The 25,048-nt window shown below is 57.1% G+C and carries 21 protein-coding genes; 6 read left to right on the top strand and 15 right to left on the bottom strand.

The genetic code is table 11. The features are described from left to right. Positions 1–15: 15 nt before the first annotated feature. The 11 genes from DW133_RS07365 to DW133_RS07315 all read right to left on the bottom strand — a co-directional run bounded on the left by DW133_RS07365 (position 16) and on the right by DW133_RS07315 (position 12,871). Positions 16–2,049, bottom strand: coding sequence for a M3 family metallopeptidase (locus tag DW133_RS07365; RefSeq protein ID WP_118276009.1), 2,034 nt, complete (start codon positions 2,047–2,049; stop codon positions 16–18). A 27-nt stretch (positions 2,050–2,076) separates the two neighbouring features. Further along, positions 2,077–2,940: a bifunctional methylenetetrahydrofolate dehydrogenase/methenyltetrahydrofolate cyclohydrolase FolD gene (gene folD / locus DW133_RS07360; protein ID WP_118276008.1), complete on the bottom strand. Its 864-nt coding sequence runs from the start codon at positions 2,938–2,940 to the stop codon at positions 2,077–2,079. A 57-nt stretch (positions 2,941–2,997) separates the two neighbouring features. Next, positions 2,998–4,200, bottom strand: a complete 1,203-nt coding sequence (locus tag DW133_RS07355; protein ID WP_118276007.1) for a hypothetical protein — start codon at positions 4,198–4,200, stop codon at positions 2,998–3,000. A gap of 30 nt (positions 4,201–4,230) precedes the next feature. Then, complete coding sequence (locus tag DW133_RS07350) at positions 4,231–5,661, bottom strand: FAD-binding oxidoreductase (RefSeq protein ID WP_118276006.1); 1,431 nt, start codon at positions 5,659–5,661, stop codon at positions 4,231–4,233. A gap of 136 nt (positions 5,662–5,797) precedes the next feature. Further along, the gene (locus DW133_RS07345) at positions 5,798–7,852 is read right to left on the bottom strand and encodes a sodium-translocating pyrophosphatase (protein WP_118276005.1); all 2,055 of its coding nucleotides are present in this window, start codon (positions 7,850–7,852) and stop codon (positions 5,798–5,800) included. 127 nt (positions 7,853–7,979) lie between these two features. After that, positions 7,980–8,633: an adenylate kinase gene (gene adk, locus DW133_RS07340; protein WP_118276004.1), complete on the bottom strand. Its 654-nt coding sequence runs from the start codon at positions 8,631–8,633 to the stop codon at positions 7,980–7,982. A gap of 238 nt (positions 8,634–8,871) precedes the next feature. Beyond that, positions 8,872–9,642: a 3-deoxy-manno-octulosonate cytidylyltransferase gene (gene kdsB / locus DW133_RS07335; RefSeq protein ID WP_118276003.1), complete on the bottom strand. Its 771-nt coding sequence runs from the start codon at positions 9,640–9,642 to the stop codon at positions 8,872–8,874. A gap of 13 nt (positions 9,643–9,655) precedes the next feature. Next, positions 9,656–9,859: a Trm112 family protein gene (locus DW133_RS07330; RefSeq protein ID WP_118276002.1), complete on the bottom strand. Its 204-nt coding sequence runs from the start codon at positions 9,857–9,859 to the stop codon at positions 9,656–9,658. A 38-nt stretch (positions 9,860–9,897) separates the two neighbouring features. Further along, positions 9,898–10,353 (bottom strand): hypothetical protein, encoded by a 456-nt coding sequence (locus DW133_RS07325; RefSeq protein WP_147408898.1) that lies wholly within the window; start codon positions 10,351–10,353, stop codon positions 9,898–9,900. A gap of 8 nt (positions 10,354–10,361) precedes the next feature. Continuing rightward, positions 10,362–11,426, bottom strand: a complete 1,065-nt coding sequence (gene lpxK / locus DW133_RS07320; RefSeq protein WP_118276000.1) for a tetraacyldisaccharide 4'-kinase — start codon at positions 11,424–11,426, stop codon at positions 10,362–10,364. A gap of 209 nt (positions 11,427–11,635) precedes the next feature. Next, the gene (locus DW133_RS07315) at positions 11,636–12,871 is read right to left on the bottom strand and encodes an RluA family pseudouridine synthase (RefSeq protein WP_158571152.1); all 1,236 of its coding nucleotides are present in this window, start codon (positions 12,869–12,871) and stop codon (positions 11,636–11,638) included. Between DW133_RS07315 and DW133_RS10045 the strand changes: the two genes are divergently transcribed. Further along, complete coding sequence (locus DW133_RS10045) at positions 12,870–13,076, top strand: hypothetical protein (RefSeq protein WP_158571151.1); 207 nt, start codon at positions 12,870–12,872, stop codon at positions 13,074–13,076. The two genes, DW133_RS07315 and DW133_RS10045, sit on opposite strands and share 2 nt — an antisense overlap. A 16-nt stretch (positions 13,077–13,092) precedes the next feature. Here the strand turns inward: DW133_RS10045 and DW133_RS07310 are convergent, their stop codons facing one another. The 3 genes from DW133_RS07310 to DW133_RS07300 form a co-directional block, all read right to left on the bottom strand. Continuing rightward, the gene (locus DW133_RS07310) at positions 13,093–14,601 is read right to left on the bottom strand and encodes a tripartite tricarboxylate transporter permease (protein ID WP_118276062.1); all 1,509 of its coding nucleotides are present in this window, start codon (positions 14,599–14,601) and stop codon (positions 13,093–13,095) included. 19 nt (positions 14,602–14,620) lie between these two features. Beyond that, positions 14,621–15,097 (bottom strand): tripartite tricarboxylate transporter TctB family protein, encoded by a 477-nt coding sequence (locus DW133_RS07305; RefSeq protein ID WP_158571150.1) that lies wholly within the window; start codon positions 15,095–15,097, stop codon positions 14,621–14,623. A 122-nt stretch (positions 15,098–15,219) separates the two neighbouring features. Next, on the bottom strand, positions 15,220–16,170 hold the full coding sequence (locus tag DW133_RS07300) for a tripartite tricarboxylate transporter substrate binding protein (protein ID WP_233542144.1): 951 nt from the start codon (positions 16,168–16,170) through the stop codon (positions 15,220–15,222). Between the two features lie 295 nt (positions 16,171–16,465). On the opposite strand from DW133_RS07300, the gene clpB reads away from it, so the two are divergent. Beyond that, a complete protein-coding gene (gene clpB / locus DW133_RS07295; protein ID WP_118275996.1) occupies positions 16,466–19,060 on the top strand; it encodes an ATP-dependent chaperone ClpB in 2,595 nt (864 codons plus the stop codon). Between the two features lie 100 nt (positions 19,061–19,160). Here clpB and DW133_RS07290 read toward each other — a convergent pair whose 3' ends face one another. Continuing rightward, complete coding sequence (locus tag DW133_RS07290) at positions 19,161–20,327, bottom strand: DUF2863 family protein (RefSeq protein WP_147408897.1); 1,167 nt, start codon at positions 20,325–20,327, stop codon at positions 19,161–19,163. Between the two features lie 319 nt (positions 20,328–20,646). Here DW133_RS07290 and lepA point away from each other — a divergent pair, with 319 nt between their 5' ends. The 4 genes from lepA to iscB all read left to right on the top strand — a co-directional run. Further along, the gene (gene lepA / locus DW133_RS07285; RefSeq protein ID WP_118275994.1) at positions 20,647–22,440 is read left to right on the top strand and encodes a translation elongation factor 4; all 1,794 of its coding nucleotides are present in this window, start codon (positions 20,647–20,649) and stop codon (positions 22,438–22,440) included. Between the two features lie 116 nt (positions 22,441–22,556). Next, complete coding sequence (gene lepB / locus DW133_RS07280; RefSeq protein ID WP_118275993.1) at positions 22,557–23,447, top strand: signal peptidase I; 891 nt, start codon at positions 22,557–22,559, stop codon at positions 23,445–23,447. A 13-nt stretch (positions 23,448–23,460) separates the two neighbouring features. Then, positions 23,461–24,204: a ribonuclease III gene (gene rnc / locus DW133_RS07275; RefSeq protein WP_118275992.1), complete on the top strand. Its 744-nt coding sequence runs from the start codon at positions 23,461–23,463 to the stop codon at positions 24,202–24,204. Positions 24,205–24,467: 263 nt separating this feature from the next. Continuing rightward, positions 24,468–25,048 (top strand): RNA-guided endonuclease IscB (gene iscB / locus DW133_RS07270; RefSeq protein ID WP_199588849.1); only part of this gene is annotated, 581 nt, incomplete at its 3' end.

Raw genomic sequence — 25,048 nt, 5'->3', positions numbered from 1 at the left:
GTTTTTTTCAGACGCTCAGACAATGCCGCTGTGACGCAGCAGCGGTTCGATTGACGGATCGCGTCCGCGGAAAGCACGGAAGTTTTCGATTGCGTCGCGCGAAGAGCCGCGGCTTAACACCTCTTCGACCCAGCGCTTGCCGGTGGCCGGATTAAAGAGCCCTTCCTCCTTAAACGCACTGAAGGCGTCGGCTGAGAGCACTTCGGCCCACTTGTAGCTGTAGTAGCCTGCACTGTAGCCGCCCGCAAAGATGTGGGCAAAGCTCTGTGCGAAGCGGGAATATTCGGCAGCCGGCACCACGGCGACTTCCTTGCGCACGTTATCCAAAACGGACTGGAAGTCATCTGCGTGATCCGTGGAGTCATCATCGTGAATGCGCAGATCAAAGAGAGCAAACTCAAGCTGACGCAGGCAGAACATGCCGCTTTGGAAATTCTTGGCCGCCAGCATCTTGTCAAAAAGTTCCTTGGGCAGTACCTCGCCCGTATCAACGTGCGCGGAAAGCGTCTTTAAGGTGTCGTAGTTCCATGCCCAGTTTTCCATGAACTGGCTCGGCATTTCTACGGCATCCCATTCCACGCCGTTAATGCCTGAAAGTTGCGCCTGCGGTACGCGCGAGAGCATGTGATGCAGACCGTGGCCGAATTCGTGAAAGAGCGTCGTGACGTCGTCGTGCGTGAGAAGCGCCGGCTTGTCGCCGACGGGCTGCGAGAAGTTGCATACGAGGTAAGCAACCGGAGTTCTCACTGTCCCGTCGGGTAGCACGCAATAGGTGGTGTCGCTGTCCATCCAGGCGCCGCCGCGTTTGCTGGCGCGAGCGTAGAGGTCGGTGTAAAAACGCGCGATGAGATTGCCGGAAGCGTCTGAAATCCGCCACAGCTTGACGTCGTCGTGCCAAACCGGAGCCGAGTCTTTGCTGATGCGCACGTCAAAGAGCTTTTCGACCAAACGGAACATGCCGCTGAAGACGGCCGGCAGCGTGAAATAGCGCTTCACTTCGTGATCGCTGTAGGCGTATTTGGCTCGGCGAAGTGACTCGGACACCCAAGCGGCGTCCCACGGATGCACTTCGTTGAGCCCCAGCTTTTCTTTGGCAAACGTTTTGACTTCTTCCCAGTCGGCCTCGCCCTTGGCGCGGGCCTTCTGAGCGAGTTCCGTCAAGAACGCCTCAACTGCGGCCGGAGAATCAGCCATCTTGGGAACGAGCGAGACTTCGGCGTAGTTCTTAAATCCCAGCAACAGCGCTTCTTCGCGGCGGTTTTTGAGTAGGGATCGGATAAGCGGCGTGTTGTCGCGCTCAGCCGGGCCGTATTCAGAGGCGCGAGTCGAATAGGCGCGGTGAAGCTTTTCACGCAGTGCGGCGTTGTTGGCGTACTGCATGGCGGGCAAATAACTGGGCATATGCAGCGAAATGCGCCACTTGCCTTCAAGTCCCGCGGCTTTGGCTGCGGCGGCGTACATGTCGACGACATCCGACGGAATGCCATCGAGTTCGGAAACATCCTCTATGTCCAGCGCAAAGGCGTTGGTGGCGTCAAGGAGGTTTTCGCTGAACTTCTGGCTGTCGGCCGCGTCCTGTTGGCCGAGAGCTTTGAGGCGAGCCTTAGGTTCGGGGGCAAGTTCCGCACCCGAAAGACGGAAGTCACGGATTTCACGCTTGATGATGCGCTGACATCCTTCACTCAAGGCTGCAAAGCCTTCCGAGCTCTCAATCGCTTTGTATTTGGCAAAGAGAGCTTCGTTTTGGGAGAGCTCGATATAAAACTGCGTCATGCGCGGCAGGTTGGCGTTATATGCCTCTCGCAACGCTTCACTGTCCATGACGCCCGAGAGGTGGCCCACGGCCGACCAGGCGCGCGAGAGCTTTTCAAGCGCCTGTTCGAGCGGATCGACGACGTCGCTCCAGGTGGCGGGCGTCTCGGGCGCCGTGACCTTGGCAACGGCTTCGTTTGCCTTGGCGAGCAGCTCGTCCAAAGCCGGCGTTATGTGTTCGGTTTTGATGGCGGGCCAGTTTAAAAGAGAGCCCTGATCGATCAAGGGATTGGTCATGACAACTGAAAAAAGGCTAAAGGAACATCAAGACAAAGAAATGCCGCGGCGCATCTGAGCGGCGAGCACCGTGTTTTGCATCAGCATGGCAATCGTCATGGGACCGACGCCGCCCGGTACGGGGGTGATGCTGCCGGCGATTTCTTTTACTTCAGCAAAATCCACGTCTCCGCAAAGCTTTCCGTTTTCATCGCGGTTCATGCCGACGTCAATCACGACGGCGCCGGGCTTGACCATATCGGCCTTGATGAGCTTGGCGCGGCCTACGGCGGCCACCAGAATGTCTGCGTTGCGTGTGACGGCGCTCAGATCGGGCGTGCGGCTGTGCGCGACAGTGACGGTGGCGTCGGCAGCCAGAAGCAGCAAGGCCATGGGTTTGCCCACGATGTTGCTGCGTCCGACAATGACGGCGGATTTGCCGCGGGGATTGACGCCCGATTTTTCAATCAAACGCATCACACCGAACGGCGTGCACGGGACAAAGCCCTGTTTGCCGGTGATGAGAGCACCCGCATTGGCTACGTGAAAGCCGTCGACGTCTTTGGCAGGGTCAATTGCCGCGATCACAGCGTCGGCGTTGATCTGCTTGGGCAGCGGCAGCTGAACCAGGATGCCGTCGACGCTTTCGTCGGCGTTGAGCTCGGCAATCTTTGCCAGAAGCTGCTGCTGCGTCGTTTCGGCAGGCATTCGAAATTCGAGCGAACGGATGCCCGTATCCGCGCAAGCCTTGATTTTGTTGCGCACATAAACCTGGCTGGCGGAATCGTCGCCGACGAGAATCACGGCCAGCGCCGTGGAAACGCCCTTTTCGGCAAGCGCGGCAACCTGTGTTTTCACTTCGGAGCGGATTTCAGCGGCAAGAGCCTTGCCGTCGAGGATTTGTGCTGACATAGACGAAATTTCCTAAAAAAGCGAGCGGTCTTGCGACCGCCCGATGTTGAGATTCGGTTAGCGTTTGCCGGTAAGCTTGTTCCTCTCATCATGAGCGCGGCGGGAAGCATCGGCTTCGGGCAGTACCTCAGCGATCGCCTGAGCGGCTGCGGCGTTGAATTTCAGGCGGAAGTCGGTGACCGGTTGGTTGTTGCGCACGATGCGAACAGGAACCACATGCATGCGTGACTGGCCTTTGTTGCCGCGCACGATTTCGGCAAAGCCCACGTCAATGCCGTCGTTGTTGATCGGCTGAATGCCGATGTCGGAACTTGGCACGTCGGCGTCTTCGGTGAGTTCAAGAACACGCGTTCCCTGAATGCGGCTTATCTTCCAGGAGCCGCCCTTTTGTGCGCCGTTGGACAGTCGTTCGCAGAACATATTGCTGCGCTGAACCTGTGAAAGAATGAAGCGTCCTTGAGGAGCCGACGCACGGTTCTTGCCGCGCTCGCGCACGGGACGCTCAAAGGACAGACCGTAGGGCGTTGCTTCCAAATGGCTCACGTAGCTCATGCAGTAGGGCGTAGTCTTGGCCGTGTAGCGCGCAATCATGCTTTCGAGATTGCGGGCGCCCGTAAAGGCCGAGCGCGACGGCTGCACGATTTCATCGTCGCCGAGCCAGTAGGTGGCGAGATACGCTACGGAGCCCTGCGGGAACTTGGCGTCGGCCGGCACAAACCAGGCGAGCGAATCAGGTTGGTTGTTGCCGTTGCGAAGGAAGTGACGGATGGGTTTGCCTGAGATGTTGTAGGCGCGAAGTTCAACGGCAAGGTTAAAGACCGCCTGACCGGAATTCTGCAGAAGGATGCGGCCGTCGGGCAGACGGGAGGCAACCATTGGTCCTTCGTTGTTGAGCACTCTGGAGTTACGGATGAGCTGCACGGCGCCCTGGCCCCAGGTAAAGCAGCGTTCCCCGGCCTGCGTTACGGTTTCACTGACGGTCCAGCTGCCCGTTTGAGCGGGTTGCAGTTGAAAGAAACTGCGGTGCGTGTCGTAGAAGGCGTAGATGCCTTCCTGCAGGGCTGCAACGGAGTCAACGGGAATTTCCGTGCTGCGGAAGGGCGGACGAATGTTCGATTCGGGGCGCCACGTTGCGTCGGTGAATTCCTTGTAGTTGGCTTTGGGCTGGTAGTCAACAGTATGCGTCGCGCAACCGCTCAACAGGACGGCTGCGGCAAATGCAGCGGAAGTGGCTTTCAGAAAAAGGCGAGACGTCTTCATTTTTCTTCGCGCTCCGTAGCAAGATCAGTTTTAGGGCGACACAACGGCGCCCGGATTGAGTCGGTTGTCGGGGTCGAAAATGCGCTTTAATTTGCGCATCAACTGCAGTTCATCTGCCGGTTTTGTTTGCTCAATAAGGTCGCGTTTCATGCGCCCGATGCCGTGCTCGGCGGCAACCGAGCCGTTAAATCGCGCTACATGTTCGTAGACGATGGCGTTGATTTCCTTTTCAAAGGCAAAACAAAGCCGGGGATCCTGCCCCGGAACGACGCCCATATTGTAGTGGAGATTGCCGTCTCCGAAATGACCGAAAACACTCGGTTCGATCCAGGAAAAACGCTTTGCGAGCGCTGCATTGGTTTGTTCGACGAACTCCGCAAGGCGGCTTCGCGGCACGCTGATGTCGTGCTTGACGTTGCCTCCGGTCTTCTTGTGCGCTTCAGGGACTGCTTCGCGCACTGCCCAAAGCGCCTCGCATTGGATCTCGCTTTGCGAGAGAACGGCGTCGGTGATGATTCCTTGTTCAAGAAGTCCTTCAAGCAGCGACTCGAGAAGGTCGGCACTTTGAGTTTCATCTTGGGTGTCGGAATAGGAAAGTTCAACGAGAACCGACCAGGGCGAGTGTGTATCGATGGTTTTGACTTTCTCGGGAAAGACCTGCGCAACACGCTGCAGCGGCGTTTGATGAACGATTTCAAAGGCGCTCAGGGCATGACCTGCCTGTTTTTGAAAGGCGCAGAAAAGCGGTTCGATTTTGCGCAGAGAATCCAGCGACAGCCAAAGCACCTTGCGCGAAGCCGGAAGCGGATGCAGTTTCAGTACTGCCTTTGTGATGATGCCAAGCGTTCCTTCGCTTCCGATGAAAAGCGACTTTAAGTCGTAGCCGGTGTTGTCCTTGCGCAGGCCTCGCATCAGGTCGAGCACGCGTCCATCGCAAAGAACGACTTCAAGTCCCAGACATAGGTCTCTGGCGTTGCCGTATCGCAGAACATGTACGCCGCCCGCGTTGGTCGCAAGAACGCCTCCCACGGTAGCCGTTCCGTCGCTGGCAAGGCTGAGTGCAAAAAGACGCTTTTGCAGAGCGGCCGTTTCTCTGACGGCTGCGACCGGAACACCTGTTTGTACGACGACCGAGTCGTTGACGGTGTCGATTTTCTCGATGCGGCGCAGACGGGTTGTCGAGAGCAAAACGGTTCGCGAGACATCCGTGTCGTTCACGACGGGGGTAGCCGCCGCGGCGTTGCCCGTGTTGCCGCCTTGAGCAAACACGAGCGCATTGTGTCGGCAGGCGATGCGCATGATTTCCGAGACTTCTTCGGTTGTGGAGGGGAAGACGGCACACAGCGCGCGGCCCTGCCAGCGGCCGCGATTATCAAGCAAAAGCGGAGCTAGGGCCATTGCGTCGGTGAGAACGCGATCGGAGCCGAGACACGCCTGAAGGTCGGACAGAAGCGAAGCCATGTTTTTTCCGAGAAATCGAAACGAGACATAGTTTACGCGGCGCCGACCGTACGTTTGTCTTGAGAAATACGTACAAACAAAACAGGCGCTCCTTCGAAGAAAGGAGCGCCTGTGAATCGACGTCAGAAGACGGAGATTAGATCGTCAGCAGCGGCACGATGAGCAGAGCCACGATGTTGATGATCTTGATGAGCGGGTTGACGGCGGGGCCGGCGGTGTCCTTGTAGGGGTCGCCGACGGTGTCGCCCGTCACGGCAGCCTTGTGAGATTCGCTGCCCTTGCCGCCGAAGTGACCGTCTTCGATGTACTTCTTGGCGTTATCCCAAGCGCCGCCGCCCGTGGTCATGGAGATGGCCACGAAGATACCGGTGACGATCGTACCCATCAGCACGCCGCCGAGAGCCTTCGGGCCGAGGATGAGGCCGACGAGGATCGGGACGATGACCGGGAGAACGGACGGGATGATCATTTCCTTAATGGCAGCGCCGGTGAGCATGCCGACGGCCTTGGAATAATCGGGCTTGGCCTTGCCTTCCATGATGCCCTTGATTTCCTTGAACTGGCGACGGACTTCAATCACCACGGAGCCGGCAGCGCGGCCGACGGCTTCCATAGCCATTGCGCCGAAGAGGTAGGGAATCAGACCGCCGATGATCAAACCGGCAATCACGTACGGGTCGGAAAGGTCAAACTGGAAGTCAATGTTGAACTGCTGCTTCAGAGCGTGCGTGTAGTCGGCAAAGAGCACCAGAGCGGCCAGACCGGCCGAACCGATGGCGTAGCCCTTGGTGACGGCCTTGGTCGTGTTGCCGACTGCGTCAAGCGGGTCGGTCACGTTGCGGACCTTTTCATCGAGTTCGGACATTTCGGCAATACCGCCGGCGTTGTCCGTGATCGGGCCATAGGCGTCGAGAGCAACGATGATGCCGGCCATAGTCAGCATCGAGGTTGCGGCGATGGCAACACCGTAAAGACCGGCAAGCGAGAAGCTCACGAGAATGGCGATAACCACGGCGAGAACCGGAAGAGCGGTGGCCTTCATGGAGACGGCCAGACCGGCGATGATGTTGGTGCCGTGACCGGTGGTGGAAGCTTCGGCAACCGTCTGCACGGGCTTGTATTCCGTACCGGTGTAGTACTCGGTGATCACGACCATCAAGGCAGTCAGAACGAGGCCGATCAGAGCGGAACCGAACAGGTGCGTGGTCGTCACGCCTTCGGGCAGCATCTTGGGATCGGAGAAGACGAAGTCGCCGACGAACCAGAAGGCAACGGCGGCGATGACGCCGGCGACGATAAGGCCGCGGTACAGTGCCGTCATGATCTTCTTGCCGGGCAGGTACTTCACGAAGAACGTACCGATGATGGAAGCGACGATCGAGACAGCACCCAAGACGAGCGGGTATTCAACCATGCGCATGGTGTCGCCCGTTGCCGAAAGCGCGCCGATCATCATGGTGGCCACGATGGTCACGGCGTAGGTTTCGAACAAGTCGGCAGCCATACCGGCGCAGTCGCCCACGTTGTCGCCCACGTTGTCGGCGATCACGGCGGGGTTGCGGGGGTCGTCTTCGGGAATGCCGGCTTCAACCTTACCCACAAGGTCGGCACCGACGTCGGCGCCCTTGGTGAAGATGCCGCCGCCCAGACGAGCGAAGATGGAAATCAGGCTCGAACCGAAAGCCAGACCGATCAACGGCTTGATCGTGTCGTAGAGGTTGGCGTCGGGAGCAGCCGTGCCGATCAGCACAGCCATGTAGCCGGCCACGCCGAGAAGGCCCAGACCGACCACGAGCATGCCCGTGATGGCGCCGCCCTTGAAGGCGACGTTGAGAGCTTCGGCGATGCCCTGGCTGGCTGCCTGAGCGGTGCGAACGTTGGCCTTGACGGAAACGTTCATGCCGATGAAGCCGCAAGCGCCGGAAAGAATGGCGCCGACGGCAAAGCCGCCTGCCGTCTTAAAGCCCAGTGCGGGAACGAAGGCGATGATAAGGAAAAGAACCACGCCGACGATGGCGATGGTCGTGTACTGCTTGGTCAGATAGGCCGTTGCACCCTGCTGAATGGCGTGCGAGATTTCCTGCATGCGGGGATTGCCGGGATCGCGGGCCAGAATCCAGCTACGGGAGACAAGACCGAAAATCACGGCGATGATGCCCGCGGCAATGGCGAGCCACAAAGCTGTAGTCATGATGTTGAAAGCTCCGGGTGTCGACTCAACGTCCGAGGAGGGTCAAGCCGACGCCAAAAGTGTTAAAGAAAAAACAAAAAAAGAAGGGAACACGGTGATTTCACACATCGTGTTCCCTTTTAATTTTTTACTTCAGCGCCTCGAAGATCGCATCGCGGATGTCCGTAATCGAACCGACGCCGTTGACCTTACGGTACTGCGGCACGTTGGGTTCGCCGGACGCTGCGAGCTTGCTGTAGAAGTCGACGAGTGCTTCGGTCTGAGCATGGTAGACAGACAGACGCTTCATCACGACTTCTTCGCGGTCATCGTCACGCTGTACGAGGTCTTCGCCCGTCACATCGTCCTTGCCGGCAACCTTGGGCGGGTTGTACTTGACGTGGTAGCTGCGACCCGAAGCGGGGTGCACGCGGCGGCCGGACATACGTTCGACAATTTCGGAGTCGGGCACGGCGATTTCGAGCACGAAGTCGATCGGCACGCCGGCGTCCTGCAGAGCCTGAGCCTGCGGGATGGTGCGCGGGAAGCCGTCGAAAAGAAAGCCGTTCTTGCAGTCGTCGGCAAGCAGACGTTCCTTGACAAGCCCGATGATGATGTCATCGCTCACGAGGCCGCCCTGATCCATGATCACCTTGGCGGCTTTGCCGAGTTCGGTACCTGCCTTGACGGCGGCGCGAAGCATGTCGCCCGTCGAGATCTGCGGAATGCCGAAGTGTTCTTTGATGTAGTTGGCCTGGGTGCCTTTACCGGCGCCGGGGGGTCCGATCAGGATCAAACGCATGAAAAATCTCCAATTAATTCAACGTAAAACCAGTAAAAGACAGATTTACGTCGGAAACTCTTTCAAGAAAAATTCGGCGAGTCCCGAAGGTCGCGCCGTTTTGCCCGCCGCATCGCGACAAGCTCACAATTTTTCTTGCACTGCGGAAATTGTAATTGAAACATTCTGCAAAACAATAGCGAAACCTTTGTTACATCTTTCGGACGAGGCAAAACGCGGCTTTTCGGAACCAAAAAAACTAGTTTTTGAGAGATTCGGCGTACACCGAACGTACGCGCTCCAGATCTTCGGCGGTGTCCACGCCCGAAGGCAGGTTCTCGTCGAGAATCAGTACGCTGATCCGATACCCGTGCCAGAGGGCTCGCAGCTGTTCCAGCGACTCAAACTTTTCGATGGGGGCGGGAGCTAACTTAGGAAACGCCTTTAAAAAGCCTGCACGGTAGGCATAAAGCCCGATGTGGTGATAGGCGGGCAAACCTTCGGGCAGCACGGACTTGTCGCTACGAAATGCGTCGCGCGGCCAAGGAAGCGGCGCGCGGGAGAAGGTAAGCGCTCGACCCTTGGCGTCAATTTCGACCTTGACTACGTTCGGATTGAAGAAGTGCTCGGCGTCGGATATCGGGTGCGCAGCGGTGGCAATGGCGCAATCGTCGTGCTTTTCAAGGTCTTCGGCAACGGCGCGTATGACATTGATGGGAATCAGAGGTTCATCGCCCTGGACATTGACGACGATCGTGTCGTCGGTTAGGCCCAGAGCCGCGGCGGCTTCGGCGAGACGATCGGTGCCGGTCGGACAGTTCGGATCCGTCAGAAGCGCCTTGATGTCGTGTTCTTCGCAGGCCTTGACGATGGCCGGTGAGTCGCAGGCGACGAAAACCGCATCGGCACCGCACCCGAGAGCGCGCTCGGCGGTACGTACAACCATCGGCTTGCCGCAGATGTCGGCAAGCGGCTTTTCCTTCAGGCGCGAAGACGACATGCGCGCCGGCACGATTACTACAAAGCCCATGGCAAGTCCTTCGTTAGTTGGCGGGTTTGATACGAGCGGCTTCTTGTTCCTCGGGCGTGAGTTCTCGCGCTTCCTTGGTGAGCATCACCGGGATTTCTCCGTCAAGCGGGAAGCCGAGCGCGCATTTGGCGCACTGCATTTCAGACTTCTGCTGATCAAAATGAAGAGGCCCCTTGCAGACGGGGCAGACCAAAACTTCGGTAAGGCGGCTGTCCATAATATTGTCGTTTCAATGTTCGGCTGACGAAGCGTTCGTCAGCGGGAGTTGTATTTGCTCGGAAGAGTGCGTGTGCCGGGAAGCATCTCATTGAGCAGTTGAAAGATCTTATCTTCCGTACTGATGAATTTCGAGATGTTGATTTCGTTTGTCGGCGCATCGTACTTGGCTTCGCTTACAAGCTTGCCGTGCTCCCAGTATTGCAGATGAATGTTGGAGGTGTAGTTGGCGATCTGCCAGCGGGAAATCGACTGACAGGAAAAGACGCGGGAACAGTTTTTCGTTTGTCCCGCGCCGACGCGCTTCACGGAAAAACCCTTGCGCTTGAGACCTTTGATGACGGAGTTGTAGGCGACCTTTCGGTTGCTTGAATCTTGAATGACGCAGACGTTGCCGGGTTTGATGTTGTACGCGGGTGCCCGGACTGACTGCGTGGAGCAGCCGGCCAGAAGACAGCAGGCGGCAAGACCGATACTCAAGCAAGCGCGTTTCATGGTTTGATTCAGTGCGTGATTTCTTCCGTGGGCGGTACGATGTCAATGTGTTTGCGTTCGGCCGCATCCGTGAGCTTTTCCACTACGAACTGGATGAGGTAGGGGTCAAGTTGTGTTTGGTACTCGACGACCCAAATGCGGCGGTCGTTCTTGATATCAGCGTTCTGCATGGCTTTGACCGCGTCCTTGCCGGTGATGAAGATGTAGCGTGCGTCGGACTGCGCAAACGGATTCGTATCAAAGGCAAAGTGATCGCCCAATCCCAAGTTCTTGCCGACGATGTCGTGAGCGGCAAGCATATTGAAGAAGCGATCGGGCGCGGCAATGCCGGCCGCAGCAAGTACCTTGGCTTCTTTTTCGGCGATGCGGTGCGAAATGTCCTCGATTGAGCGGCGGCGGCCGTCGCACAGACGCACGACATCCCCGAGCTGGGAAGTGGCGGCAAAGCGAGGCGTACGACTTTCAATAGTATCTTCGGTAGCGCTCAGAACGATGGCATCAACAGAGTCCAGACGCGAGGGGAGTTCGCGCAGGGGGCCTGCGGGAAGCGCCCAGCTGTTGCCCAGCCCTCGAGCACCGACGACGGCAAGTTCAACGTCGCGCGCAAGGCGCCGATGCTGCAGACCGTCGTCGCTGACAATCACATTAACGCTCGGATTGCTCCGGATCAGTAGACGCCCTGCGGCCACGCGGTCGCGTCCCACGGCGACAGGAACCCCGGTGGCGCGGCGAATCAAAAGCGGTTCGTCGCCGACGGTGCTTGCCGGAGAGTCGTCTTCGACAAGGTGTTGCTCTTTGCTGGCGCGCCCGTATCCGCGGCTGATGACTCCGGGCGTAAAGCCCGCGGCCTTCAGTTCGCGGACGAGCTCGATCGTGATGGGAGTCTTGCCCGTGCCGCCGACGTAGATGTTGCCGACAACGACAACGGGCACCGGCAGTTCAACAGGTGTAGTCCTAGCTGCCCGGCGTCGTGCGATGGCAAGGTAGACAAGCGAAAAAGGGTAGAGTAGAGAGGCGGCAATGCCGCGGTGCGACCACACATCGTGCAGCACACGTTCAACAGCGGCGCGCATCAGATGTGCTCCTTGCGGGAAAGAAAAGTTTCCGGTCCAGGATGTGGTTGATCTGACATTCTTGTCTTACAAAAAAGGATAGGACTGACGGCGTGAGCGTGTTACTGACAGGCTCGACCGACAGGCGGTTTTCTAATCATAGCGCAGGCGCTCGGATAGCAAAAATTTTCGATGCGGGAATCTGTTTGCGCAACACATCTTTTTGGCTGTCAGAAATCCGGAAAATCGGCCGGCGCCTTGAAAGTAACCAGTTCGCCGGAAGTCGGATGTACGAAGGTGAGCTCTGCGGCGTGCAGACACAGGCGTGTGGCATCGGTTTCGCCTTCAAGCCCCGGATGACCGTAAAAGGGGTCGCCGTCAATGGGGCAACCGAGCCCTTTGGCGCAATGCACACGCAGCTGGTGCGTGCGGCCCGTGACAGGGCTCAAGCGCACGAGAGTTTTCAGTCCTCCCGCAGTCTGCTGCGTGCCGATCACGACAAATTCTGTGGCCGACGCCTTTCCGCCGCCATCTTCAGTGAGAGAGCATTGCCGCGGACGATCGAGCCAATTGAGTGCCAGAGGGAGTTCGATGCGGCCCTGCTGTTCGCTGATGACTCCTTCGAGGCGTGCCTCGTAGATCTTGTGCGTGTCACGCTCGCGAAACGACTTGTTGAGATGTTCAAGCGATCGCTTGTTACGAGCGAAAACGAGCAGGCCCGAGGTGTCTAGGTCCAGTCGATGCACGACGTGCAGTTCGCCGTATTGGCGTTCTAGCATGGTCTTGGCGCAGACTTTCTCGCGGACGCCTGGAACGGAACTCAAACGAGCAGGCTTATTGATTACCAAAATGTCGTCGTCGCTGTAGAGAACGACGGGGCGCGGCGCGGACTCCTCGGTCTGCATGGGGGAGCTTTCGCAGTGCGGACGCCCGATGAGCATCCACTCGAGCAGAAATCGAGCTCCTGAGCGCGGCGCATAGAACGTTTGATCCCAACGGCATTCAAACGTAGGGCTTTTGCCGCACCACCATTCGTTGAGTTCCGTCAGTCGAGCGTCGCGGTGACGAATGTTGAGTTCTTGGACAATACGCACAACGGGACTCGTGAGAGCATCGGTCAAAACACGGCGCCACAACGCACGACGTTCGGCCTGCTCGCGTCCGCCCCTGAAATAGTCTCGCTGCGGAAACGGCTCGAAAATCTCGTCCAGTCGTGTCTTGAGAGCTTTAGCTTCGCCCTTGCCGTTGATCAATTCGATATTGGGAACATCTTCTTCTTGCATGCCGGGCCACAGGCGTTTGGCTGACAGCTTAGCGGGAGGCGCAAACAAAAGCGGCGCAGCTGGCTCCAACACCAGCATTCCCCAGGTGCGACCGTTTTCTTCGAAAATGCCGAGGCCGGCACGCCCCTTGAAGCCTTGGCGGATCATGCCCTTTTGCACCACGAATTGTCTGGCGACTTTCATGCGTGCGCAGGGAGCCTGTGTAAAAGCATCGGGCAGGGATTCGCTCGCAAGGGGTAGGGAGCAGGTGATTTCGAAGACGCAGGCAGAATGCGGAGACATTGAAGTAAAAGATAAAAAAATCGAACGCAGGCGGATTCTAGCCTTTGCTTCCGCTAAAAAAGAAAAGGTCGGAAAAGCGAAGAACTTTTCCAACCTTCAAGTCTGATACAGCGGTTGTGCCGTCAGTCTTCTTTAAATGCGACTTCACGGGTCTTTCTGAAGGCCGGGGCAGCAACCAAAAAGACCATTAGGACAGCAGCGATGAGCAGTCCGCACGAAATCGGACTGGATACAAACACAGAGGGATCTCCGCGAGACAAAAGCATGGCGCGGCGGAGATTTTCTTCCATCATCGGTCCCAAAATAAAGCCCAGAACCAATGGCGCGGTTTCACAGCCGAGCTTACCGAAAACGTAACCCGCGAAACCGAAGAAGATGGCGATCCAAACATCCCATACGTTGTTGTTAATGGAATACACGCCGATGCAGCAGAAGACCAGAATTGCAGGAAAGAGCCAGCGGTAAGGCACACGCAGCAACTGTACCCACACTCCGATCATCGGAAGGTTTAGAACCACGAGGATCAGATTGCCGATCCACATGGAAATGATCAAGCCCCAAAAAAGCCCCGGGTCAGACTGCATAACCTGAGGTCCGGGCACAATGTCGTGAATCATCATGGCGCCGATCATCAGAGCCATTACGGCGTTGGAAGGGATGCCGAGCGTGAGCATGGGGACAAACGACGTTTGTGCACCAGCATTGTTGGCTGATTCGGGACCGGCAACGCCGCGGATGTTGCCGTAGCCGAACGGAGGATCTGCTTTGTCGCCAGCGAGTTTCTTTTCAGCCGTGTAACTTGCAAAAGAACTCAGAAGAGCGCCGCCTCCCGGCAGTACTCCCAGAATGGACCCCAGAGCGGTACCGCGAACAATGGGACCCATGGATACTTTGATTTCTTGCCAGGACGGAAGGATATTCTTCACTTTGTTCGGTACGAGCGATCTGCTCATATCGCCTTCCAAATTGCGCATGATTTCAGCAAAGCCGAACAAGCCCATGCTCAATGGTACGAAATCAATGCCGTCTTGCAGTTCATCCAGACCGAAGGTGAAACGGAAAGCTCCGGAATTGACGTCTGTGCCAATTAACCCTAAAAGCAAGCCCAGCAACACCATACAGATGGCCTTGAGCAGCGAACCTGTGGCAAGTACCGTAGCACTTACGAGACCGAGAACCATCAGACTGAAGTATTCGGCCGGTCCGAACTGAAAGGCGAGCTCGGTTAGAGGGGGCGCAAAAGCGGCAATCAGAAGCGTGGCCACGCACCCGGCAAAGAAGCTGCCGAGTGCAGCGATGCCAAGCGCAGAACCTGCGCGTCCCCGTTTGGCCATCATATGTCCGTCCAGGCAGGTGACGACGGCAGATGCTTCGCCGGGAATGTTGACCAGAATAGCGGTGGTTGACCCGCCATAGGAAGCACCGTAATAAATGCCGGCGAGCATGATCAATGCTGAAGTTGGCGGGAGAGCGTACGTTGCCGGAAGCAGCATGGCTACCGTTGCAACCGGTCCCATGCCGGGCAGCACTCCGATCAACGTGCCGATGGTCACGCCGATCGTGCAGTAGAGGATGTTCTGAAGTGAAAGGGCGGTGTCAAAGCCCAACATCAGATTCGAGATGAGTCCCAGATCCATTTCCGGCTCCTACTTACATGAAGACGGGCCAGACGGGCACAAGCATCCCGACGCCGTAGACGAAAATAAGCCATGCCAACAGATCCATTACAAGGATGATGGCGAGTGTTTCTTTGAAACGAAAGTCGGGTGATGCAAGTCCGGCGATCAAAATCATGGCCGCCAATGAGAGCATCAGTCCGAAAGTATTCAAAGCTAGCCCAAAGACCAGAATGGAGCCCAGAATCAAAAACAGAACATTCCAACGAAACGGCATGATCTCGCCGGTGTCTTCGCCGGTTTCCGTGATGGGGGCTTTACGAAAATAACCGAGAAGAGCGACGATAAGTCCGATAGCTGCCAGCAGAATGCCCAAAACCGTCGGAAAGTAGGCGGGCCCCATGCGGGATGCTTGACCGAGTTCGTGCTCTTGGGCAAATACGATGAAAAAGACGCCGAGTAGAGCAAAAAGGATGCCCGACCAGAAGTCTTTGCGATTCCCTACAACCATAAAAGTGCTTGAAGTGACCGAGGAAAGGCGCCGTTTTGTTTTTCTATGACGTACGGCGCCCGCGCACATATGCCCGGCCGACGACAATCAAACGCCGGCCGGGATGCTCCGTGAACTTTTGATCAGTCGACGCGAGCTCCGGAGGCTTTGACGATTTCGGCGTATTTCGCCAATTCCGTCTTGATCAAAGCGGCAAACTCTTCGGGTTTGCATGGTGCAGATTCGCCCCCCAGACGTGCCAGACGTTTCTTCATGTCGTCGCTCGCAAGCGCCTTGGTAATTACGCTATTGAGGTGCATGACAATGTCGCGAGGCGTCTTGGCTGGCACGAACAAACCGTACCAAGTCGAGATGTCAAATCCTGCCACGCCGGCTTCGACCATAGTGGGCACATCGGGAAGTGCTTCTGCGCGTTTGGTGGTGGTGACGGCAAGCGGAACCAGTTTGCCGGCTTGAATGTTGGCGGAGGCCGACGAGAGGTTGTCGAAAATGAGGTCGGTTTGGCCGGCAAGAACGGAAAGTTGAGCGGCCGAGGCACCGGCATAGGGCACGTGCACCATCTTGATGCCGGCTTTGGCTTTGAGAAGTTCGCCTGCCATGTGACCGGCCGAACCGTTTCCGCCGGAGGCGTAGTTGAGCTTGTCGGGATTTGCCTTGCAGTAGGCAATCAAATCTTTGACGGATTTGATGCCGGTACGTTGCTGAAATTCCGGTGTGACGACAAGCACATTGGGAACGTGAGCGATGAGCGTAACCGGCTCAAAGTCTTTGATCGGGTCGTAGGGAAGCTTCTTGAACAAGTTCGGGTTGACGGCGTGTGTGGCAACGGCTCCGACGCACAACGTCATGCCGTCGGGCTTTTGCTGCGCGAGATAGGTCACGCCGCGGTTGCCGCCGGCGCCCGGGCGGTTGTCGACGATGACGTTGCCCAGGTCAGCGTGCACTGCTTCGGCAATGGCGCGTGCCGAAACGTCCAGAGGGCCTCCGGGCGGGTAGGGAACGACGATCTTGATGGGATTGGAGCGGGTTCCGGTCTGGGCCGAGGAAATCAGCGGAACACCGAAAACGGAGATGGCACAGACGGTGCCGATCAAAGTACGACGATTGACAGTCACTTCATCTTCCTTTCGTAATGAGCGAACAGCCCCTCGCAGTGACGCGCGATTGGCCGATCTTTTTATACAAATTGGAAAAACTGCCATCCATTGTAGCCCCGCCAAAGGCCTGTGCACAGTATTAGGGTAAGAAACCGAGAAAAATTCAGAAACTTTTTCGGAATTGCATTCCTTGAAATGAGGAAAAACCAACCCCACATAGCCATTAACGTCGAGGTGATGAAGTCTCGACAGAAGTAAGGAATTGGATTAGATGAGACAAGACAAACTGACAACGAAATTTCAGCAGGCCCTGGGTGAAGCTCAGTCCTTGGCGCTTGCTCACGACAACCAGTACATCGAGCCGGTGCATTTGCTGCTGGCCGTGATGAACGATCAGGAAGGCAGTGCCTCGAGCTTGATCGAGCGCTCGGGCGGCAACGCCAAGCGTGTGCGCGATGAGGCCCAAGCTGCGGTGGAGCGCCTTCCGAAGGTGACGGGCACGTCGGGCGACGTACAGGTCAGCCGCGACTTGATCCGCGCCTTGAATCTCACGGAAAAGGAGGCGATGCAGCGCGGCGACCAGTTCATTTCGACGGAAATGTTCCTGCTTGCTTTGGCCGGCGCCGATATGGAAGCTTCTCGCATTCTGGCTTCGGCCGGTGTCACCAAAAAGCTTCTCGAAGCAGCCATTGAAGCCGTGCGCGGCGGCGAGAGCGTCACGGACGCCGAAGGTGAAACCGGGCGCGATGCCATCAAGAAGTATACGGTTGACCTCACTGAGCGCGCTCGTTTGGGTAAGCTCGATCCCGTTATCGGACGCGACGACGAGATCCGCCGCACGATGCAGATTCTTCAGCGCCGCACGAAAAATAACCCGGTGCTGATCGGCGAGCCCGGCGTCGGCAAGACGGCTGTGGTTGAAGGTTTGGCGCAGCGTATCGTCAACGGCGAAGTGCCCGATGGTCTGAAGGGTAAGGCTGTGCTCTCGCTTGACATGGCGGGCCTTATTGCCGGCGCCAAGTACCGCGGCGAGTTCGAAGAGCGCCTAAAGAAGCTTCTGAAGGAAATCACAGCTGCCGAAGGCCGCATCATTCTCTTCATCGACGAGCTGCACACAATGGTGGGTGCGGGCAAGACTGAAGGCTCCATGGACGCAGGCAATATGCTCAAGCCCGCTCTGGCGCGCGGCGAACTGCACGTGATCGGAGCGACGACGCTCGATGAGTACCGTAAGTACGTCGAAAAGGACGCGGCTCTAGAACGCCGTTTCCAGAAAGTGCTCGTCGACGAGCCGAGCGTGGAAGATACGATTGCCATTTTGCGCGGCCTGCAGGAAAAGTACGAAGCGCACCACGGCGTTGAAATCACCGACCCGGCCATTGTGGCGGCCGCCGAGCTCTCGCACCGCTATATCACGGATCGCTACCTGCCCGATAAGGCCATCGACTTAATTGACGAGGCTGCCAGCCGTGTCAAGATGGAAATCGACTCCAAGCCCGAAGCGCTTGATAAGCTCGAACGCCGCTTGATACAGCTCAAGATCGAACGCGAGGCGATGAAAAAAGAAACCGACGACGCGAGCCGTCAGCGCCTGAGCGCCATTGAAAAGGAAATCGAAGAGCTTTCGCGCAAGTATTCCGATCTCGAAGAAATCTGGAAGGCTGAAAAGAGCCAGGCTCTCGGCGAAAAGGACGTGCGCGACGAGATTGACCGCGTGCGCCGTGAAATGGACGCCTGCCGCCGCGAGGCCCGTTACGAACGTCTGGCCGAACTGCAGTACGCCGTTCTGCCCAAGCTCGAGGAAAAACTCAAGAAAGCCGAAAGCACCGAGAAAAAGACGCTTGAGACGCAGCCCAAGCTGTTGCGCACGAGCGTGGGCGCCGAAGAGATTGCCGAAGTCGTGAGTCGCGCCACCGGCATTCCGGTGAGCAAGATGATGCAGGGCGAACGTCAGAAGCTTTTGCACATGGACGAGGCTCTCTCCAAGCGTGTCGTGGGACAGTCCCAGGCCGTGCGTTGCGTGACCGATACGATTCTCAGGAGTCGTGCCGGACTTTCGGATCCCAACCGTCCCTACGGTTCGTTCCTGTTCCTCGGCCCTACGGGCGTGGGCAAGACAGAACTCACGAAGGCGCTAGCCAACTTCCTCTTTGATAGCGATGAGGCGATGGTGCGAATTGACATGAGCGAATTCATGGAAAAGCACTCGGTGGCTCGTCTGATCGGTGCGCCTCCCGGATATGTGGGTTATGAAGAGGGCGGCTACCTGACGGAAGCCGTGCGCCGCAAGCCCTACAGCGTGATTTTGCTCGACGAGGTCGAAAAGGCGCATCCCGACGTGTTCAACGTCTTGCTGCAGGTTCTTGACGATGGCCGCATGACCGACGGACAGGGCCGCACGGTGGACTTCAAGAACACGGTCATCGTGATGACATCCAACCTCGGCTCGGGCGAAATCCAGCAGATGCAGGCGAACGCTCAGCCGGAAGCGATCAAGGAAGCCGTGATGGAACAAGTCAAGGCGCATTTCCGTCCCGAATTCATCAACCGTATTGATGAAATTGTGGTCTTCAATGCTCTTGACGACGAAGCCATCAAGTCGATTGCCAAAATTCAGGTGGCAAAGCTTGCCGAACGGATCGCCGCGCAGGACATCACCTTCGAAGTGACGCCCGCGGCGCTCGAGGCGATCGCCCAGGCCGGTTTTGATCCGGTCTACGGTGCTCGACCGCTCAAGCGCGCCGTACAGGACAAGCTTGAAAACCCGGTGGCTCGACTTCTTCTCGAGGGCCGCGCGGCACCTAAGGACAAGGTGGTGTGCGACTACGGCGAGAACGGATTCGAGTTCAAGGTCGAAAAGGCCTAAATCGCTGCAACGACGGCCGACGAGACTGTCGGCCGATCACAAAAGCCTGAATGCGGGACAAACCTCGCCTTCAGGCTTTTTTCTGTCGGTTGAAGTTGTTTTAGTTGAGCGTGGGCGCAAACTCGGAAACGGCGTCTGCTCCGGACAATTCCACATGCACCACCAGACCGTCGGGGGTGGCGTAAAGAGGGGAGCCGCAGTCTTCGCACCACTCAAGCGAGAAACTTTGTTCATGCTCGACGATGTACTTCAGACCTTTGCTCTCGAGGATGTCGCGCGCCGTACCTGAAAATGCATCGACTTCTTCAGGAATCACGGGCCAGGCGACGCCGCAGATGACGTGATCGCGCTCGTTTTTGGGGGTAAGGCCGATGCGCAGTTCGCTCATCTTGTCCTGTTCGCGCGAATTGGGAACGAATAGGCCGAGCGTAGCGATCAGCTGGTTGGGTTCGTAACCCATGCTGCCCGCAAAGTCAACGAGCGACTTCAGGCCCCAGGAACGCATCGTGGTTTCAGATTCGCGCCAGCTCTGATAAAAACCGCCGACGGGCTGCACTTCGAAGACAGAACCGATCATGGTGAGCTCGAGCAGTTCGTGCACCTGCAGGCAAAAATCCATCATGCCGCGGGCTACCTCAACGAGGCCGTCGTCGGTGCTGCGGAACAGGTCGGTTGTGTTCTGAGCTGAGACGGAGCAAAGGATGTAGCGGCTGTCGGCAAAGTCGGGCGGCGGCACTTCGCGCACCAAAGAACTGATGTCGTATACGTCGCCGTGGTTGAGGCGGCGCATCCGTTCGAGAAGGCCGCGCACATCGCGAAACGCTTCCGGGAGATGATCGGCCGAGAGCATGTGCGAACCCATCACGACGTTTGCCTTAGGTGAGGAAAAGCTCTTGCGCACACAATCGGCGATTTTTTCGAGCACATCTTCGTCGAGCACGCCGTGATAGTTGCGGTAGCGGCTCCAGGCCATGATCGGAATCAGCAAAAGCAGGGCGCTACCGCGCTCGTCGACAACGGCTTCCGCGCAGTCTTCCGCAATGGTAAGAAGCTTCTCATAGCCGTATCCGCCGGGCTCTTCGGCCTTGAAGTGAGCGAGCGCCGCCTCAATGTCGCCGTCTTCGCCTTCAGTGAGAACGGCATCGCACAGTTCTCTGAGGCGAGCCTCATGGGGTTGCGCCTGCATATGCGAGGTGCACTGCACCAACACGCTCATCACACGGATGAGTTCGTTGCGGACATTGTCGAGACGGATTTCTGAGCTCACGGTCAAAAAATTAGAAGCGGAAATGAAAAGGAAACTGAGTCTAGCGCAATAGCCCCCAAAAACAAAGATGCCGGTGCTCGAAAATCTTTTTCAGAAACAAACCGAAAGCTTCTCGTAACAAGCGTTTCGGACGTTGGTTTTGCGTCTTTTTCGTATGAAGCCGCATGATAAAATGCGCCAACATTTCCCAAAAGGTCGGTCGCGAGGCTTGGTGTGACGGTGCGCCTTTGGCTTTGCGCGCGAAAGGATCGTCTCACGAGTCCTTGGAAATGCTCGATCGATCGGCCTGTATCCCACGATAAACCCAACGTAATTTTCAATGGACAATATCCGTAATTTTTCCATCATTGCCCATATCGATCATGGCAAGTCGACGCTGGCTGACCGTTTGATTCAGCGTTGCGGTGGTCTGAGCGATCGAGAGATGAGCGAACAGGTGCTCGACAGCATGGATCTCGAGCGCGAACGCGGCATCACGATTAAGGCTCAGACGGCCAGTCTTAAGTACAAGGCCAAGGACGGTCAGATTTACGAACTCAATTTGATCGACACCCCGGGGCACGTCGACTTCTCCTATGAGGTGAGCCGCTCTCTGTCGGCCTGCGAAGGAGCTCTTTTGGTGGTCGACGCTACTCAGGGCGTGGAAGCGCAGACGGTGGCCAACTGCTATACGGCTATCGATCTGGGTGTTGAAGTCGTGCCGGTTCTCAACAAGATGGACTTGGCAAGCGCCAATCCCGACGCCGCCAAGGAAGAAATCGAGGACGTCATCGGCATTGATGCCACCGACGCGGTGGAATGCTCGGCCAAGACCGGCATGGGCATCGACGATATTCTCGAGCGCATCGTGCGCGACGTGCCGCCTCCCAAAGGCGACGAAAATGCTCCGCTGCAGGCGCTCATCATCGACAGCTGGTTTGACAACTACGTGGGCATCGTCACGCTCGTTCGAGTCGTCAACGGCGTCATCCGTCCGAAGGACAAGGTGATGCTGATGGCTTCCGGCGCCACTCACCTCGTCGAGCAGGTCGGCGTTTTTACGCCCAAGGCGCAGGTGCGCGACTGCCTCAAGCCCGGCGAAGTGGGCTTTGTGGTTTCAGGCATCAAGGAACTCAAGGAAGCGCGCGTGGGCGATACGTTTACGCACGCTCAAAATCCTGCTTCGGCGCCGCTTCCCGGTTTTAAGGAAGTCAAGCCCCAGGTGTTTGCCGGTCTGTATCCGGTGGAGTCCAATCAATACGACGCGTTGCGCGAAGCGCTTCTGAAGCTGCAGCTCAACGATGCGGCGCTTCAGTTTGAGCCTGAAGTCTCTCAGGCCCTGGGCTTCGGTTTCCGCGCGGGCTTCCTCGGGCTGTTGCACATGGACATTGTGCAGGAGCGTCTCGAGCGCGAATACGACATGGACCTCATTACGACGGCACCGAGCGTGGTCTACGAAGTGTTGATGACCAACGGCGAAGTCGTGCGCGTGGAAAACCCGAGCAAGCTGCCTCCGGTTGACAAGATTGCCGAGATTCGCGAGCCGATCGACACTGTGACGATTTTTGTGCCTAACGACTACGTGGGCGCGGTGATGAAGCTGTGTCAGGAAAAGCGCGGCGTGCAGATCAACATGGCCTACCACGGACGTCAGGTTCACCTGACCTACGAACTGCCGCTGGCTGAAATCGTGCTCGACTTCTTTGACCGTATGAAGTCAATAACCCGCGGTTACGCCTCCATGGACTACGAGTTTAAAGAGTACCGCGCAAGCGACGTCGTCAAGGTCGATATGCTCATCAACGGCGATCGCGTGGATGCGTTGAGCACCATCATTCACCGCACGAACGCACAGTTTCGCGGCCGCGAGATCGTTAGCCGCCTGCGCAGTCTCATTCCGCGCCAGATGTACGACGTGGCGATTCAGGCAGCCATTGGCGCAAACATCATTGCTCGCGAAAATGTGAAGGCCTTAAGAAAGAACGTGCTTGCCAAGTGTTACGGTGGCGACATTACGCGTAAGAAGAAGCTCTTGGAAAAGCAGAAGGCTGGTAAGAAGCGCATGAAACAGGTGGGCAGCGTGGAAATTCCGCAGGAAGCCTTCCTTGCCATTCTTCAGGTCGACGACAAATAAAAAGGTAGGCCGGCAACGGTGCGTTTACATCGTTGGCCGGCTTTTGTTCAGAATTCAAATCATTCTGCCGGGGTGCTTGACCGCTTGCGGCAGATCGCTTTCGAAAGCTCGAAAAAATGAACTTTGCACTGATTTTGTTTCTTCTGACGGTCTTTACCGGCGTGATGTGGATTGCCGAGAAGTTTTACTTCCGTCCGCGCCGCCGAGCTGAGGCCGATGCCAAGGCACGGGAATTTGAGACCGCCAACCGCGAAGCCATCGATCGCGGTGAGACAAGCGTCATCAAGGCGCGCAACGATATGTATGCGCGTGACACACGCATGCCCTGGTGGCTGGATTACACGGCAGGACTCTTCCCGGTGATTCTGATCGTGTTCCTGTTGCGTTCCTTCCTTTTTGAACCCTTCCGCATTCCTTCGGGATCTATGTTGCCGACCCTTTACATCGGCGACTTCATTCTGGTGAATAAGTACACATACGGCGTTCGTCTGCCGGTTGCCAACACAAAGATCATTGACGTCGGCACCCCGCAGCGAGGCGACGTGATGGTGTTCCGCTATCCGATGGATGAATCGATGGATTACATCAAGCGTGTCGTGGGACTGCCCGGCGATACCGTGTCCTACGTCAACAAGGAACTGCGCATCAACGGCGAAGTGGTCAAGCAGACGCTTGTGGGTGATTGGGTTGATCCGTTCTCGATGGTGACTCTGCAGGAACGTACGGAAAAGCTCGGCGAACACGAACATCGTTTAGCCGTTGACAACCGCTATCCGGCGGGACTGCGCGGTCAGCCCTATCCGCGCGTGGGCAACGCTTGCCGTTACTTCAGCAACGGGTTTACCTGCAAGGTGCCGCAGGATCAGTATTTCGTGCTTGGAGACAACCGCGACAACAGTGAGGACAGCCGCTACTGGGGCTTTGTGACCGACGACATGATCGTAGGCAAAGCCGTTCTCATCTGGGCCAACTTCAGCGACATGAGCCGCGTCGGTTCGATCAAATAAGGCGAGAAGAACTATGTCAGCTCAGGTTACACGTGTGCTTCTGCCGGCCGAAGAACTCGAATCTCGCATCGGGTATCAGTTCAAAAACAAGGCGCTACTAAAGCGAGCACTCACACACCGCAGTTTTGCTTCCGAGCACAACGAACGCCTTGAATTTCTGGGCGACTCGGTTTTGAACTGCGTCATCGGTCACGCGCTTTTCCTACGCGATCGTCACTTCACCGAAGGCGTGCTATCGCGCGTGCGTTCCAATCTGGTTTGTGAAAAGGCGCTCGACGAGATCGCCGCGCAGATTCAGATCGGGCAGTTCATCTATCTCGGCGAGGGCGAACTCAAGACGGGCGGCGCCGATCGCCCCTCTATTCTTGCCGACGCCTGCGAAGCGGTTTTCGGCGCGGTGTTTCTTGACGGCGGCTTCGAAGAGGCTCAGCACGTCATTTTGCGTCTGTACGAGCCGATTCTTTCCGCGAAGGCGATGTCGGGCGAACGTCTTGCTAAGGACCACAAGACGCTGCTTCAGGAATTTCTGCAGGCGCGTCGACTTCCGGTTCCTTCCTACCGAATCATCAAGGTGACGGGCGCGGCGCACTGCCAGCATTTTGTCTGTGCCTGTTCCGTACCCAAGGCCGAACTTGAAGAAGTGGGAGAGGGTAAGAGTCGTCGAGTGGCCGAACAGGAAGCAGCAGGACGCATGCTTGAAAAGGTCAAGGCCAAATTTCCGTACGCAAAGAAAAGTAAGTCAACTACCCCGCTCTAAAGAGCGAGGCTTGATAAAAGCCTTGGTTGACTAGCCTCAGGCCGCCCCAAAGGCGGGCTACGTTGAATGGGAATGCATAGGCACCGCGGGATGTCAATCCTAGTCCCGCGCTCTGCGGTTCGCGGTTAAAAGCTCTGAGAGGTAGGAGCGGTGCCGTGAACAGGTAAACCCCTTCCAACATTGGCGAAGGATTTCAACCGGTCGCAAGACCGAGGAGTCAAATCTTGAGAGTATTTGTTTTAAACAAACGAGGGCAACCGTTGATGCCGTGCTCACCGGCAAAAGCAAGGCTGCTTCTCAAAGAGAAGAAAGCAATCGTCAAAAGACGCACGCCTTTTACGATTCAACTTACGATCGCAACGGGCGAAGCAAAGCAGCCTGTAGCGCTTGGCGTGGATTCCGGCTACAAGCACATTGGTCTTTCGGCCACAACCGAAAAGGCCGAACTCTATGCTTCGGAAGTAGAACTGCGTCAAGACATCACGGATCTTTTGTCTGCCCGTCTTGCCCTGCGCTGCTCTCGCCGCAGCCGCAAGACGCGCTACCGTGCGCCTCGTTTCGACAACAGGGTAGCAAGCAAGCGCGAAGGCTGGCTAGCTCCTTCGGTGGAAAACTGCATTGCGGCGCACATGTCGCGCGTAGAAGCGGTCATGCGGGTCTTGCCGGTGACTGCCATAACCGTCGAAACAGCGGCGTTTGACACGCAACTGCTGAAGAACCCGGACATTGCCGAAGCGGCGTACCAACAAGGCGAACAGCTCGGATTCTGGAACGTGCGGGAATACGTACTTTTCCGAGACGGACACGTTTGCCAGCACTGCCGCGGGAAGTCCAAAGATCCGAT

This window comes from Sutterella sp. AM11-39 (assembly GCF_003472385.1).
GTDB lineage: Bacteria > Pseudomonadota > Gammaproteobacteria > Burkholderiales > Burkholderiaceae_F > Duodenibacillus > Duodenibacillus intestinigallinarum.
This window is presented reverse-complemented; position numbering and strand designations above follow the sequence as displayed.

Coding starts and splice junctions, on each gene's coding strand:
- DW133_RS07365 (WP_118276009.1), bottom strand. CDS start 2,049: ATGACCAATCCCTTGATCGATCAGGGCTCTCTTTTAAACTGGCCCGCC.
- folD (WP_118276008.1), bottom strand. CDS start 2,940: ATGTCAGCACAAATCCTCGACGGCAAGGCTCTTGCCGCTGAAATCCGC.
- DW133_RS07355 (WP_118276007.1), bottom strand. CDS start 4,200: ATGAAGACGTCTCGCCTTTTTCTGAAAGCCACTTCCGCTGCATTTGCC.
- DW133_RS07350 (WP_118276006.1), bottom strand. CDS start 5,661: ATGGCTTCGCTTCTGTCCGACCTTCAGGCGTGTCTCGGCTCCGATCGC.
- DW133_RS07345 (WP_118276005.1), bottom strand. CDS start 7,852: ATGACTACAGCTTTGTGGCTCGCCATTGCCGCGGGCATCATCGCCGTG.
- adk (WP_118276004.1), bottom strand. CDS start 8,633: ATGCGTTTGATCCTGATCGGACCCCCCGGCGCCGGTAAAGGCACCCAG.
- kdsB (WP_118276003.1), bottom strand. CDS start 9,642: ATGGGCTTTGTAGTAATCGTGCCGGCGCGCATGTCGTCTTCGCGCCTG.
- DW133_RS07330 (WP_118276002.1), bottom strand. CDS start 9,859: ATGGACAGCCGCCTTACCGAAGTTTTGGTCTGCCCCGTCTGCAAGGGG.
- DW133_RS07325 (WP_147408898.1), bottom strand. CDS start 10,353: ATGAAACGCGCTTGCTTGAGTATCGGTCTTGCCGCCTGCTGTCTTCTG.
- lpxK (WP_118276000.1), bottom strand. CDS start 11,426: ATGCGCGCCGCTGTTGAACGTGTGCTGCACGATGTGTGGTCGCACCGC.
- DW133_RS10045 (WP_158571151.1), top strand. CDS start 12,870: ATGCGTGCGCAGGGAGCCTGTGTAAAAGCATCGGGCAGGGATTCGCTC.
- DW133_RS07315 (WP_158571152.1), bottom strand. CDS start 12,871: ATGAAAGTCGCCAGACAATTCGTGGTGCAAAAGGGCATGATCCGCCAA.
- DW133_RS07305 (WP_158571150.1), bottom strand. CDS start 15,097: ATGGTTGTAGGGAATCGCAAAGACTTCTGGTCGGGCATCCTTTTTGCT.
- clpB (WP_118275996.1), top strand. CDS start 16,466: ATGAGACAAGACAAACTGACAACGAAATTTCAGCAGGCCCTGGGTGAA.
- lepA (WP_118275994.1), top strand. CDS start 20,647: ATGGACAATATCCGTAATTTTTCCATCATTGCCCATATCGATCATGGC.
- lepB (WP_118275993.1), top strand. CDS start 22,557: ATGAACTTTGCACTGATTTTGTTTCTTCTGACGGTCTTTACCGGCGTG.
- rnc (WP_118275992.1), top strand. CDS start 23,461: ATGTCAGCTCAGGTTACACGTGTGCTTCTGCCGGCCGAAGAACTCGAA.